At 47.1% G+C, this 13,361-nt stretch carries 10 protein-coding genes; 5 read left to right on the top strand and 5 right to left on the bottom strand.

Annotation, left to right across the window (positions count from 1 at the left end; all coding sequences use genetic code 11):
- Positions 1-122: 122 nt before the first annotated feature.
- Both AC3CKG_RS20925 and AC3CKG_RS20930 read left to right on the top strand, forming a co-directional pair.
- The gene (locus AC3CKG_RS20925; RefSeq protein ID WP_102382803.1) at positions 123-563 is read left to right on the top strand and encodes an Lrp/AsnC family transcriptional regulator; all 441 of its coding nucleotides are present in this window, start codon (positions 123-125) and stop codon (positions 561-563) included.
- 26 nt (positions 564-589) lie between these two features.
- The gene (locus tag AC3CKG_RS20930; protein ID WP_004732134.1) at positions 590-1,519 is read left to right on the top strand and encodes a LysR family transcriptional regulator; all 930 of its coding nucleotides are present in this window, start codon (positions 590-592) and stop codon (positions 1,517-1,519) included.
- Positions 1,520-1,677: 158 nt separating this feature from the next.
- Here the strand turns inward: AC3CKG_RS20930 and AC3CKG_RS20935 are convergent, their stop codons facing one another.
- From AC3CKG_RS20935 to dsrO, 5 genes are all read right to left on the bottom strand, one after another.
- Positions 1,678-2,739 (bottom strand): c-type cytochrome, encoded by a 1,062-nt coding sequence (locus AC3CKG_RS20935; protein ID WP_372247030.1) that lies wholly within the window; start codon positions 2,737-2,739, stop codon positions 1,678-1,680.
- 9 nt (positions 2,740-2,748) lie between these two features.
- Positions 2,749-3,390: a c-type cytochrome gene (locus AC3CKG_RS20940; protein WP_017106530.1), complete on the bottom strand. Its 642-nt coding sequence runs from the start codon at positions 3,388-3,390 to the stop codon at positions 2,749-2,751.
- Positions 3,391-3,847: 457 nt separating this feature from the next.
- Entirely contained in the window at positions 3,848-6,940 is a 3,093-nt protein-coding gene (locus AC3CKG_RS20945) for a molybdopterin-dependent oxidoreductase (protein ID WP_372247031.1), read from the bottom strand.
- 14 nt (positions 6,941-6,954) lie between these two features.
- Positions 6,955-8,103 (bottom strand): NrfD/PsrC family molybdoenzyme membrane anchor subunit, encoded by a 1,149-nt coding sequence (gene nrfD, locus AC3CKG_RS20950; protein WP_488529271.1) that lies wholly within the window; start codon positions 8,101-8,103, stop codon positions 6,955-6,957.
- Positions 8,100-8,936, bottom strand: coding sequence for a sulfate reduction electron transfer complex DsrMKJOP subunit DsrO (gene dsrO / locus AC3CKG_RS20955; protein ID WP_102279811.1), 837 nt, complete (start codon positions 8,934-8,936; stop codon positions 8,100-8,102). Before dsrO ends, nrfD begins: the two co-directional genes overlap by 4 nt.
- Before the next feature lie 270 nt (positions 8,937-9,206).
- Between dsrO and AC3CKG_RS20960 the strand changes: the two genes are divergently transcribed.
- The 3 genes from AC3CKG_RS20960 (at position 9,207) to AC3CKG_RS20970 (ending at position 13,307) form a co-directional block, all read left to right on the top strand.
- A complete protein-coding gene (locus AC3CKG_RS20960; RefSeq protein WP_488529272.1) occupies positions 9,207-11,102 on the top strand; it encodes a sensor histidine kinase in 1,896 nt (631 codons plus the stop codon).
- A gap of 11 nt (positions 11,103-11,113) precedes the next feature.
- Positions 11,114-11,716: a response regulator transcription factor gene (locus AC3CKG_RS20965; protein ID WP_488529273.1), complete on the top strand. Its 603-nt coding sequence runs from the start codon at positions 11,114-11,116 to the stop codon at positions 11,714-11,716.
- Between the two features lie 352 nt (positions 11,717-12,068).
- Positions 12,069-13,307 (top strand): tetratricopeptide repeat protein, encoded by a 1,239-nt coding sequence (locus AC3CKG_RS20970; RefSeq protein WP_488529967.1) that lies wholly within the window; start codon positions 12,069-12,071, stop codon positions 13,305-13,307.
- The last annotated feature ends 54 nt before the right edge of the window (positions 13,308-13,361 follow it).

Genomic DNA, 13,361 nt, shown 5'->3' on the forward strand with positions numbered 1-13,361 from the left:
AATGAACGAAGTGACTGACCGGTCATGACTTTCACGTGTTGAGAAACATAGTAGGTGGAAAGTGAGGCAATTATGTGCTTTTATTTCCTCTATTATCACTAAATGCACAATAATAAGTACTTATGGATAGATTTGACGAAAGGATATTGCAAGAGCTTAAATTGGACGGCAGAATCTCCAATATTGAGCTTTCTGAACGGATTGGTTTGTCGGCTTCAGCGACCTTAAGGCGAGTACAAGATCTCGAGCGTAAAGGAATCATTCAAGGTTACCGCGCGGTTCTGGATAATAGCCTGATGGGCGTTGGCTTTATTGCTTACGTTTCGATTGGTTTATCGAGCCACAGCAAAGCGGCTCAGCTAGAGTTTGAACAACACGTCAGCATGGAAAAAGAGGTGGTGGAGTGCCATAACATTACTGGTGCCAACGAGTACTTGCTAAGGGTAGAAACCAAAGATCTACCGGGCTATAAGAAGTTTCATGCAGATGTGCTTGGGGAATGTGCTCAGGTTCAATCCATTACGACCATGGTTGTGATGGATACACCCAAAGATGAACGTTAGTCGAGTTTTATTTCAGGAGAGGCGCAGTGCCAAATACTAATCAGTTGTTATTGTTCTTAGATGTGGTTCAACAAGGGTCGTTTACCAAAGCGGCAACCTTGCATGATATGGACAACTCATCACTCTCTAAACAGATAAAAAAACTCGAGCAAGATTTAGGTGTTCAGTTGCTCAACCGTTCTACGCGTTCGTTCTCGTTGACGTCGGCAGGGGAAGATATTCTCGCGCAAACCTATGTGCTGAAAGATACTATCAATCAGATCCAAGGCATTGCTGATTCATACCAGTCAGAACCCAAAGGCGTGCTGCGAATTACTTCACCGATCTACTTTGGTCAGCAATATCTGCAACCTATCATCACTCAGTTCATGAGAAAGTACCCTGATGTTCAGATTGTACTTTCACTAGATGATAAGATCGCCAACATCATTGCTGGGCAGTTTGATATCGCGTTTCGCTTCAGTAAGCTTGTCGAATCGAACTTGATTGCCAAGAAGATTGCCGACAGTAACTTTATGTTGGTCGCCTCGAACGACTTTGTGAAGCAGCATGGTGAGCCGAAGACACCACAAGATTTGCTCGCGTTACCCGCTGTAATTTATACCAATGGCGATATGACGGTCGATCATCTGCGTATCAGTGAAGAGCCGCATGGCAACACTTTCCAAAGCCTAACGATTCGTGGCAACTATAAGGTCAGTGATGTTCGTACTATGGTGTCTTGTGTGAAAGATGGTCTAGGTTATGGCTTCCTTGATCAATCAAACCTGTATGCCTCAATGAAAGAACTTGGCTTGGTCACTTTACTGCCGGATTATCCGATCTCTACGATTGATACCGCAATCTACGCTGTGTATCCGCACCGTAAGCAGACCAAACTGGTTAAAGAGTTCATTACTACGGTTCAAGACTATATTGGCTCTCCGACCATTTGGGAAAAGATGCAGCAAGGTTAGTTGTCTTTCTAAAAGTTTAAACACAAAAAAGGAGCCAGATCGTCACATGACCTGGCTCCTTTTTATTTTTCCGGCGAACACTGATTTACAATGTAAAGCTTAGCGATAGCTGGCGTGAGCGGTTCTTACTCTCGAAAAGAGAGGCTCATGATTCGAGATCAGTGCTCGTGAACCGCTTCCTTGCCACTTGGGTACGCTTTGGAACCCAACACATCACCGTCGACTTCTTTACCATAGTAACCTTGGTGGTTGTGGTAACGCTTAGCATTGCCTGCAATATCACCCTTGTATCGTGGGTCTTGTGGGCGTTCATGACTGTTCACAAAAGCGGCCACATCCCATGCATCCTGAATTGAAAGCTGTTGGCTCTTTCCAAGCGGCATGTTTTCATAGATGAAGTAGGCGGCGGTGTTCACGCGGTGCATACCTGCGCCCCAGTTGAATGAGTTTTCGCCCCAAAGTGGTGGTAGGTATGAGCGACCATCCGCCCCTTTAATGCCTTCGCCATTTTGACCATGACAGGTTTGGCAGCTGGTTTGATAAACCTTCTCACCACGCGCTATCGAAGGTTCTTGTTCAGGATTATCAATCTTAGGATAGCCACGGCCTGCCAACTTGCTGCGATCATCAATTGGGTATTTGCTTAGCAGCTCTTCAGGAAGAGGGAAGCTTTCCGCTTTACCGCCGACTTGTAAATCCGCATCGCTGATCTCAGGAACGGGTGTGTCTTGCATGCCGTTTTTATCTAAGATGCCACCCATCGCCAACCAGTATGAGTAGGCCGTGAGCGCGACCATCTCTTTTGAGCCTACTGCTGGTGGTAAGCCATTCATTGAATAGGTAAAACAACCTTGGATACGTTCCGCGTAGCTGTTTACCTTGTCGTTTTTCTTACGGTAAGCAGGGTAAGCCATGTACGCTCCCCAAAGAGGTGCTGCATTTGCCTTCATGCCCGCTTGCATGTGGCAGTTTACACAGTTTTGTTCATTGCCTACGAACGTCCCACGCATCTGCTGAGAATCGACAAACAGCGAGTAGCCCAGTTTGACTTTGTCACCAAATTCCCCGGCAGGGATATCAACCAAGCCTCGTGGCACCAGATATTTGTTATCTTGAGGTTTCTCAACTGCTGGCAGTTCGGTTTGACGATCAGGCAACTCTGCTTCGGCATAAGCGATTCCAGAGGCAAGGGTTGCGGTAATTAGAAGTAATGTTTTCATACGAGCCCTTTAGTATCGGAAAGATGCGAAGTAGTAAGACAGGTTTTTGATTTCATCGTCAGTTAACTTACCGGCGATATTTCCCATCATGTTCAAATCATCACCCTTACGAGTGCCGTTTTTCCAAGCGTTGAGCTGAGTTTGAATGTAGTCGGCATGTTGGCTTGCTAGGCGTGGGAATTTGTCTACGCCCATACCACTTGGGCCGTGGCAGGTTGCACACGCAGGAATGTTTCTGTCCCAATCGCCTTGGAATACAAGCTTACGGTAGGGGTTATCAATATCAGCCTGTGAGCCGCGCTGTTCTAAATCGCTGAATTCGTATGAAGGTAGTGAAGCAAAGTACTCTGCTACTTCACGACGAACGGTAGGATCAGACACACCATCCGCCATGCCCTTCATGATCGCGCTTTGACGCTCACCACTAGAGAATAGAACCAGTTGATGTTCAAGGTAGTCAGCATTGAGCCCTGCTAGCATAGGGGCAATGTTGGGCATGCCTTTACCGTCAGCTTGGTGGCAGCCACTACAGGTTTCTGCAGCTTCTGGCATTGGATTAGGCGCTGCTTGTGCAAAACCAGATAAAGAAAGGCTTCCTAGAGCAGCGATACAAAGCGTTAATGTTTGAGTTTTAATTTTCAGCTTAGTCATGAGGCGTCGCTATTGGTTGTAGTGCACGCATTTTCGACATAATTGATTGTTCGCGCTATTGTGGATTTCCACATTAATTCACTTTGAATTTGAGGTGGGTCTCACATTAATAACCTCAACCACCATAATGGTATTGATGTGAATTCCGTCAGGCTAATCCAATCGCTGTTTACGAAATGCAAGGGAACTGCCATGTTCGCCTCGGTGTAACTGCTTGTTAAGGCTCTTTTATGGCACCGATTGTATAAGCATAGCTGCTTTATAGATGCGGGCTTAAAAAGTTGTGGTGAAGAGAAGAAAAGAGAAGTGAGGAGTGTTTGTTGCGGGTTGGGTTGAATGTTGCGAATTGAATGCTGTCGATGTATTGGCTGCTAAAAAACAGAGCAACCTCGAATGGCGAAGTTGCTCTGTTGTGTCCCTATTCAGAAATGACTAGGGATATATGTTGGATCACTGATTAGACTTTGTAGATCTTAGCCGGAAGTGCTTGTCTTGCTGCTGCTCCCACAACCCAATCTAACATCACGCCTTTGCCTTCTCTCGTCGGGTCAATCAAGCCTATATCATTGATGTTAACGCCATCGTTCGACTTCATCTTCACTGGTTGTTGTGTGTCACCAATCCAGTGTGCACGTTCACCGAGCTCTTTGTGTCCAAAGCCGTGTTCAAAGCCCAATGTGCCTTGTTTGATGCCATCAATCACCATCGCCAACGCGTGTGTGGTTGAACTCGGTGTTTCAATGGCAAATACGTCGCCTGTTTTGATGCCAGCAGAAGAGGCGTCTTGCGGGTGAATGTAAACTGGGTTCACGCCTTTGATAGACTCCAAACGTGGTGACAAGTTAGATACTGCACTGTGAATGTTGGATTTAAAGTTGGTCAGAGTAAATGGCCACTCTTTGGTCGGGAACTGCTCTGCCAATGGCGTGCCGTCTGCCAATTTTTGTGGATACCATGTTGGGCAACCCATGTACTGCTCGCCGCTGATGGTGTTGCGAGAGGTACCCAGCTTTTCATTCCATATAGCCAAAGGTTTGGTCCATTTGTATTTCATGGTTTCATTGGTGTAGGCATTGGTTGCGTCTTCGAAACGACCGCCACGCGCAAAGATGTACGCCACTTTGAGCATCTCTTCTGGCTTAAGCGTTTTGTTCATCACAGGCACTAGGCGCTCTAGACCAGACCAAACGATATCTTCGGCGTTCACATTCGGCACGCCGCCTTTAACGAACGCTAGATTAGCCGCAGAGCGTAGGTAGAAATCTTCCGCACTATGGATGCCGTGCCAGTTACCTTGGTTGTCTCTAATTACGTTATCGCCAAAGCCGCCTAAGCCAAGTGTTTTCGCCACATCAATAAAGAAGTTCTCTAAGTTGATGGCGCGCCCATCTTGAGTGCGTGAGGTTTTAGGCTCAACAATCGGCCAGCGAGCAGTGATCGCTTTAGTTGCAACACCATGCCACGGTGTGGTCATGCCCCAACTTTCGTAGGTCACTGTGTCTGGCACGAGGTAATCCGATAATGCTGTTGTTTCATTGATGAAGGCATCGATAGAGACGATCAAGCCAAGCTGTTTTGGATCTTTAAGCTTCTCACCTAGCAAGTTATCTAAGCCTGGAACGCCATAAAGTGGATTTGCCATGTGGTTGATCCACGCTTTTGCGCGGTAAGGATAGCCATCAATGGCCGCTGATAAATGCTCGGTTAAAAGCGGCGCTGAGATTGGGTACCACGGCGCGCGTGTTGGGTAAGGTGATTCACCGGCCGCAACACGACGTTTGTATTCGCTGGTCTTGTGGTATGGGAATTTGCTGCGAGACAAGAACACACCTTGCGGCTTAGTCTTACCCTTGAACTTGGTAAAGTCGTAACGTGGACCTGCAACAGAAGTTGGGTAGCCGCCTGCTTTCGCCATCGCCCCGCCTTTTGCATTGATGTTACCGATCAGCGCGTTCAGCATTAGGATAGAGAACGAGTTGTAGAAGCCGTTGGTGTGCATGTTGCCACCGTGAGTATCAACAACTGCTTTCGTTCCGTAGCTGGTGAAGCGTTTCGCCAGTGCAATAATCTGGTCTTGTGGGATTTCACACTGTTCACTGTAGTAAGCAAGGTCATATTTGAAGGCTTCTTCCTTCAATCTTTGTAGAGAAGACTTAACACGAACGGTTTGACCATCGATTTCTACGTCTTGATCGACGAACAGAGCCGCTTCATTCACCTGAATATGTGATGATACCAGTGACGTTGTCACATCTAGTGCGATAAATCCATCATCGTCAGATAGTGGCTCACCCGTTTCTAGCAAACCCATATCCGATGCACGAAGCATGCGCCCGTTTTGTGGGTGTGTTTCGTCACTGATCACGAGGTGAGATGCATTACACCAGTGTGTGGTGCCTGCTTTCTTCATCGCTTGTGCGCTTGGGCGAGACAAGAAGTCGTGATTGTAGCGTTGGTTCTCGATGATCCATTGGATCATGCCCAATACTAATGCTGAATCGGTGCCCGGTTTGATCGGTAGCCAGTTGTTGCGATCGCCTGCTGCAAGGCTTGAAGATCCAGCAGGAAGACTTGGAGTCACTATGGTGTAGCTCAGTTTCCCATTGGTACGAGCTTCTGCTAGTTGCCTTGCTTGGCGCTTAAACGGGTTACCTGCTTGAGCTGGAGACATACCGATGAAAAGAATGAACTCTGCGTTGTTGAAGTCGGGCTTTAAGTGCGAGAATTTGTCTAGATCATTCATGATCGCACCTGAACCTGCGCGGAACGCGTAGCCACAGTAAGAACCGTGGTGACCAAAGTTACGAGTACCGTAGCTGTTAAATGCAAAGCGTTTCAAGATGTCGTCACGGCCTTCATTACCGGCATTGGTCACAAGCAGTTGGTTGGCTTTTGGTCCGTACTCAGGGTTACTCGGATCAAGTGGTGTTTCGATGTCGCGAATCGATCGTAAGCCTTCAACTTCACCTTCACCGAATAAGTCACCACCCTCGGTGATCTCAGAGATAAGTTGTTCGTAGCTGATTGGTTCCCACTTGCCTTCACCACGCTTACCAACGCGTTTGAGCGGTTGAGTGATTCGGTATGGGCTGTTTTGAATCTCCAACATGCCGTTACCACGGGCACAGGCTGTCGAGCGGTTATTGATACCGGATTCACCAGACAAGCCAATGTAGGCGTCTTTTACAGGTGTTTTGAACGGGATCTGTTGGTCGCTTGATAGCGGGTGGTAAGGGTTACCTGAGATACGCAAGATCTCGTCGTTGCGATTGTCGATACGTACACGCAAGCCACACAGTGTCCAGCAACCGAAACACATTGATGGCGCTACGCGCTGGTTTGGATTCGGCGAGATCTTCCCTTGCTCATCCACACTGTATTCCGTCTCGAGTGAGTTACCGTGATGGATGTGATTGGTTTTCTTACCTGCGGTGCCATCAATAGCACCGTGAACCATGTGTTTTGTGGTTGTCGCATAACCTGCAGCAAAAGCTCCAACACCACCGGCAGCAAGGCCTGTTTTCAAAAATTGACGACGTTTGTTATCCATGATGATTCCTCAGACTACAAGCTATGTGAGCGGTTAAGTGGTGACGGTTTGTTTTGGTTTGGCTTAGATGCTGTCTTTGTCGCAGAGCCAGTTGTTCTTGACGATCCAGTAGACACGATTTCCGAAGCGAACAACGCAAGCGCTAACCAAAGGCCGCACATACCAACGATGCCGAGTAGCCCAGCGCTCCCCATAGGCAGTTCATAAGGGAATGGGCCTACATCAAAACGTGGAATGGTTTGAACTTCCATCATGGTGACCCAACGTACCGCCCATGCTGAAATCATGGTCGCAAGTGCTACACAGATAATTCCTAGCTTGCTTTGCGATAAGCGTTGTAGGGGGAGAACTAAGATCATGCACAGCAAAATGCTGGTGGTCATGATGCCTAGATTGATTCCCCAAGCGTTGTTCTCATACAGATTGAAGTGACCATGGTTAGATGCCCAAATCGACGTAAGAATGATGGCAAGGCCACCTGTCAAGGTAATGGTTCTTTGTATCAGAGCTAGGTCTGTTGGTTTTAAGCTTGGCTTGCTTGAAGGCAGCAGAGCCCAAATCAACAGCGTTAAACCCGTTGCAGCAAAGAATGCGGTCGTGAACCAAAGTAGTGGAGAAGCCGGTTGATGCCAAAGCGGTCGGCTCGCCAAAATTGCTATCTCTGCGCCTGTATAAAGCGCGATGCTTAGGCCCGAAATAGCCGTCACAGCAGCGAGCGTAATCATCAGCTTTGACGATATTTGCCATTGACCTAGCGTCAGCCAAGCCAAACGTTTTAGAAGTGGGTTTTCACTTTCCTTAAGCTGTGCGATGTCATCACGCAGGTAAACCCAAGCTGTCGCAACAGCCAGACCAGAGAACAAAGGTAGGAATAGAGAGCCTAATGACATCCATGACCAAGGCGTGATGTGAGCGTAGAAGTGCCAAGCACGTCCCGGTTGGTGTAAATCACCGGTTAATGCTAATGGCCCAACAATCGCGCCGATGGCCATCACAAGCACAAGGGCAGAACGGAATTGATGGCTGATTGAGTTTTTGAATACAAGTGAAATCAAGAACAGAATAGCCGCTGCGTAAGCTGAACCAATGTAGAAGAAATATTGAACCGCCCACGGTAGCCAAGCGATCTCTTGATCGGGGACTAACACCTCAGTGATATTCATGCTGTCTCTCCTTGTTTGCCTTGTGTCGCGATTGCCAATTCTTGTTTGCTAGAGGATGAGTTATCGATGGCGGCTGGATCATAAATCGCAGGTTGGCCTTCAATGTGGCTAACGAATCGCTCGTTCATGCCGATATAGAAAACATGGGGGTTGGTATTCTGCTCAGGCTTAAGCACCTTGATGTCGTCTTGGTTTTCATTGAGCAGACGGTTGATCTCGCTGTTTGGATCTTTAAGGTCACCGATGACACGCGCGCCACCGACACAAGTTTCTACACAAGCGGGCAGCAACCCATCTTCAAGGCGGTGTGCACAGAAGGTACATTTGTCAGCGGTAAGCGTGTCGTTGTTAATAAAACGAGCATCGTAAGGACAAGCTTGAACACAGTAAGCACAGGCTACGCAGCGTTCGTTGTCGACCATCACTATCCCATCTTCACGCTGGAAGGTCGCTTGAACAGGACAAACCTTGATGCAGGGTGCGTTGTCACAGTGATTACATAGGCGAGGTAACATGAATGATTTCACGTCTTGTTGAGCAGTCGAACCATCATCAAGGGATACTTCATACTGTTTTACGGTGGTTCTGAACTGGCCGATTGGCGCTTGGTTTTCAACGCTGCAGCCAACAGTGCATGCCTGACAGCCAACGCACTTACGTAAATCAATCGCCATCGCGTAGCGTTTGCCTACTTCGCCTTTGCGGTCAGGCTGGTTGTTATTGCGAATGGCTGTGCTCGCGACTGCGGTGTTGATTCCGGTAATGGGAATGAGCGCAGCACCGGCGGAAACTTTGCCGAATTGGCTGAGAAACCGTCTTTTCAATGAGTCCATAGAGGTACCTATAAATGGGTATTCGATCTGTTAGGCTCATTGTCAGTTTTTGACCGCACACGGGGTATTGTGGATTTCCACATACCCAGATCAAAGTTGATCTAGAACAAATGTGGTTTTCGCTATCTAGCTGTTATGCTTTGTTTTAGAGGCTTATCTCAAGCGCTCTAAAGGGTGAGTTAAGCGTTGAACATGTCGTCAGCTTCAAGAAAAAGTGAAATGACTCGAGAATAAATTGAATAAACAATCTGCTTGGAGAAAGAGATTTCAGTGACCGTTCTAAACCTAATGACAGTCGTTAGCCTTTGCTGGTTAAGCCTAACCGCGGGTGCGTGTTTCGCGGCTCAATCTGAACAAGCGATAGCAGCCCCAAGCCTAAGCCCAAACCAAAACCAAAACACAAATGAACCCGATCAGATTATTGAGGTTGGCGTGTTGGCGACCCGAGGTAAACTTGCGGCGCAGCAGCGTTGGCAGCCTACGATGGATTGGCTGTCTGAGCGTATTCCGGGCAAGCAGTTTGTCCTCAAGCCTTTCAACTTGGAAGAGATGGCCGAAGCGGTGAAAGGGGTCACGGTCGATTTTGTTATTACTAACCCTGGTCAGGCGGTTCGCTTAGGACGACAGTATGCGCTCTCTTGGATGGCGACCATGACCAGTCATAACTTCGAAGAGCCAAGTTCTAACAATACCCGCAGCATTGGTTCTGCTTTAGTGGTAAGAAGAATGTCGCCCTATATCTCTTTCGAACAACTCAGTGGTAAGCCGATTGCAGCGGTCTCGGAAAATGCATTTGGTGGTTACTTAACAATGCGTTATCAAGTGATGCAAGAAGGGCTTAATCCCAACCACTTTTTTTCCAATACGCAGTTCTTAGGTTTCCCTATCGATGCCAGCTTGTACCAACTGCGAGAAGGGCACATTGAAGCGGCTGTGGTGCCAGCTTGTTTGGTCGAGAGCATGATCAGTGAAGGCTTGCTGGTGGCGGGTCAGTATCGCGTTATTGGTAATCAAGCGCCTGAAGGTTTTCGATGCCAAGTGTCTACGCCTCTGTATTCCAACTGGTCGTTTGCCAAAACAGAGCGAGCCTCTTCGGCATTAGCTAAGCAGATGAGTCAGGTGCTGTTTTCAATGCCAAAGAGTAGTGCACCAGCGATTGCAGCGAATGCCTCGGGTTGGACGTCACCGACAAGCTTGCTGTCAATCGACAAGCTTTATCAACAACTCGACATGCACCCACTGCAACAACCTTGGTGGAAGGAAGCGTTAATCTGGCTTAAATACAATCAACAGTGGGCTTGGGCGTTCTTTATTTTTGTCGTGTTACTGAATGCTTACCACTTCTGGTTAGAGTACAAATTCAGCCGCAGTAAAAAACAGTTAGAAGCGACGCTACATAAGCTGAAAAGCAAGAGTGAACAGCTGGAACATTCGCAACGTATCGCGGTGGTTGGTGAACTGGGAAGCAGCTTGGCACACGAGATCAATCAACCTTTGGCGGCCATTCGCAACTACAGCGAAGGCGGCTTATTACGGATTTCGAAGAACAAACCATTGACCGATATTGAACCTGTGTTTGAGAAGATTCAGTCTCAAGTGGATCGTGCTGATGCGATCATTCAACGCTTAAGAAACATGATAAAGAAACGCTCATCAGATAAGTCTCAGACGGACATCGAGCAGTTACTCACAGACACCATTGAGTTGCTGCAATTTCGATTACAGAAACACAAGATAACCATTGAGCGCCACGCTGTAGGTAAGCCAATCCAACTGCATGTCGATCCTGTGGGATTGCAGCAAGTGATTGTAAACCTGATCAACAATGCTACTGACGCGTGTAACGCACAACAACACCGCGAACAAAGCGCTGCGTCTGATATTGATAACAAAAACAGCGAGCCACCAACAATTAAAGTGATTACCGAGTATCAACCGGATAAAATGATGCTGTCGGTTATCGATAACGGCACGGGTTTAGATTTCACCGAACAACAAGTCACTCAAGCCTTTGTGAGTAGCAAAGAAAATGGCTTGGGTTTAGGGCTTGCGATTTGCCAAGACGTGATTGAAGACCACAGTGGCCAAATGGCCATCAAATCATTGACTCCTCATGGCTGTCACGCTGCAGTGACGTTACCTTTTTCTCTTTCAAATGATTCATAAGGAATCTTGTTATGTCTGAACTTCATCAAACGTTACCGGTCTATGTGGTTGATGACGATGAGTCGATGCGTGACTCATTGGTGTTCCTATTGGAAGAGCATGATTTCACGGTGTCGGCCTATGACGATGGCCCAAGCTTTCTGGATTCAGTGGATTTGAGTGCTGCTGGGTGCGTGGTGTTAGACAGCCGAATGCCTGAAATGAGAGGGCAACAAGTTCATGAATTGATGGTGAAAGCGCAGAGCCCATTGTCGGTGATTTATCTGACGGGTCACGGCGATGTGCCAATGGCGGTAGAAGCCTTACAAGCGGGCGCAGTGAACTTCTTTCAAAAACCGGTTAAAGGCAGCGAATTGGCTACGGCAATCAAGCAAGGGCTAGAGGCTTCTGAAAAGCACTTACATATGAATGTGTATCGCCAAGCGTATGCGTCGTTAACTGAACGTGAAATAGACATACTAAAGCAGATCATAGATGGCAAACGTAATCAGAAAATTGCCGATGAATTATGTATTGCCATGAGAACGGTGGAAGTACACCGAGCGAGCTTGATGAAGAAGTTTTCGGCGAAGACGGTTGCCGAGTTGGCTTACATATACGGTCAATTGACCTAGGTATAAAGCTATTTCTGTATGCCATTTGAACTAGAGCTGTACGAAACTATTGATGGAAAAACATCAAGTGCGTCACCAAGCTTTAGGGCTTTTCTGATGAAAAGCAGTCTTCATAATTTATCTATATTGAAGCAAGATCACATCGTCTATGGACTGCATACGGATTGAACCCCCTAGGCTTCTTATCGCAATGTAATCCTGAGATACTGAACTAAGTTCATTTTAAGGCGGAACGTGTAAGTAACTGCACTTTTCCCTGTAATTCGAAACATAACATTCACTATGGGTAGAACACACTCTCAACGTCGAGTCTTGTATCTGCCGAGTTAGGTTAAAATATTTTATGAGTACAATGGGAATCGCAATTGGTGCGACGGCTCTTTCGTTAATACTTGTGGCCGTATGGCTGGTTTCTTTGTCGTTAAGAAAGCAGCGAGTGGAACAAGAACGTAAAGCTCGTGCTGTCGCTTACCGAAAGGCGATTGAAAAAGCACGCATCCAAGAGCAAAAAGAGCGTAACTTCAAAGCCGAAACTGGACATGTTCCATCGATTCTATATTTGGCGAAAGAGGCTGAACGTAACAATATTAAAGAAGCCCTATATTGGTACGACAAAGCCGCGCATTTAGATAATGTCACCGGTATGTACGGCATTGTACGCATGAGTATGAAGCGCAAAGAAGACCTAATTTTAAGAGAAAAAGCCAACTTTTGGCAGCTCGCTATCTCCGCTTTAGATAATGATATGGGCGCGAAGTTTGAGATGGGTAAAGCGCTCGTTTTTGGCCGCGGAACCGATAAGAACATTCCCAAGGGTTATACCTACATTGAAGAGTCAGCGACGGGCGGAAATACCGAAGCGATGCTGTTTATGGGTGAGTGGTGTCTAGACAAAGAAAACCCAGATTACTCAGCCGAAAGCTCATTCGAGTGGTACCAAAAGGCCGCAGATAAAAACAACTTAGACGGAAAAATCAAACTAGGTTTGAGTTATTTGAATGGTGTGGGTGTGGAGCCCAATCATGGTGAGGCTGTTTACTGTTTTGAGACTGCCGCGGAAAAGAACAGTGCAGAAGCCATGTTTAGAGCCGGTGAAGCTTGGATTGACCATGGTGAACACGGTAATGCGATTGCCTATATTTGGTTGTTTTTGTCCGCTCATTTTGGTTATTCAGAAGCAAAACAGTTGAGGGATAAAGTTGGGGGTGAACTTGGGGTTGATGCTGTCGTAGGGCTGCAGGCTCTCACTAAACCAATCATGACCAAATTGACTCAAGAAGCCGTCACCAAACACTCGGTTATTAAGGCGTTGAATAAACTCTACAAACGTAACATCCCGATCCCTAAAAAGGTGAAAGAGGTTACTGAAGAAGAGGAAATTGACGAGTCGAATGTACAAGGCAGCGATGTTGAAATGAGTTTCGAGATGAAAGCCCCGAACTCCAACCCAGAGCACAACCAACAATATTCTCCAGAGCAACACGCAGCGTCCCAAACGGGTACGGCTCAAAGCTCAGATAGTGCATCGTCACCAGCGCCTAGCGGTGTGTCTTTAGACTTTAGCCAAACCAATTGGAGCAACAAAAATTAGGTCACTAGCTTGATGAGGTGAGCGCTTGAATTAATCGAACTCATTTAGGTCAGC

It is taken from the genome of Vibrio sp. QJM3NY_15 (genome assembly GCF_057785995.1).

Excerpts from the sequence above, each read along its gene's own strand:
- AC3CKG_RS20940 (WP_017106530.1), bottom strand. The coding sequence starts at position 3,390 with ATGACTAAGCTGAAAATTAAAACTCAAACATTAACGCTTTGTATCGCT.
- dsrO (WP_102279811.1), bottom strand. The coding sequence starts at position 8,936 with ATGGACTCATTGAAAAGACGGTTTCTCAGCCAATTCGGCAAAGTTTCC.
- AC3CKG_RS20945 (WP_372247031.1), bottom strand. The coding sequence starts at position 6,940 with ATGGATAACAAACGTCGTCAATTTTTGAAAACAGGCCTTGCTGCCGGT.
- nrfD (WP_488529271.1), bottom strand. The coding sequence starts at position 8,103 with ATGAATATCACTGAGGTGTTAGTCCCCGATCAAGAGATCGCTTGGCTA.
- AC3CKG_RS20965 (WP_488529273.1), top strand. The coding sequence starts at position 11,114 with ATGTCTGAACTTCATCAAACGTTACCGGTCTATGTGGTTGATGACGAT.
- AC3CKG_RS20935 (WP_372247030.1), bottom strand. The coding sequence starts at position 2,739 with ATGAAAACATTACTTCTAATTACCGCAACCCTTGCCTCTGGAATCGCT.
- AC3CKG_RS20925 (WP_102382803.1), top strand. The coding sequence starts at position 123 with ATGGATAGATTTGACGAAAGGATATTGCAAGAGCTTAAATTGGACGGC.
- AC3CKG_RS20970 (WP_488529967.1), top strand. The coding sequence starts at position 12,069 with ATGGGAATCGCAATTGGTGCGACGGCTCTTTCGTTAATACTTGTGGCC.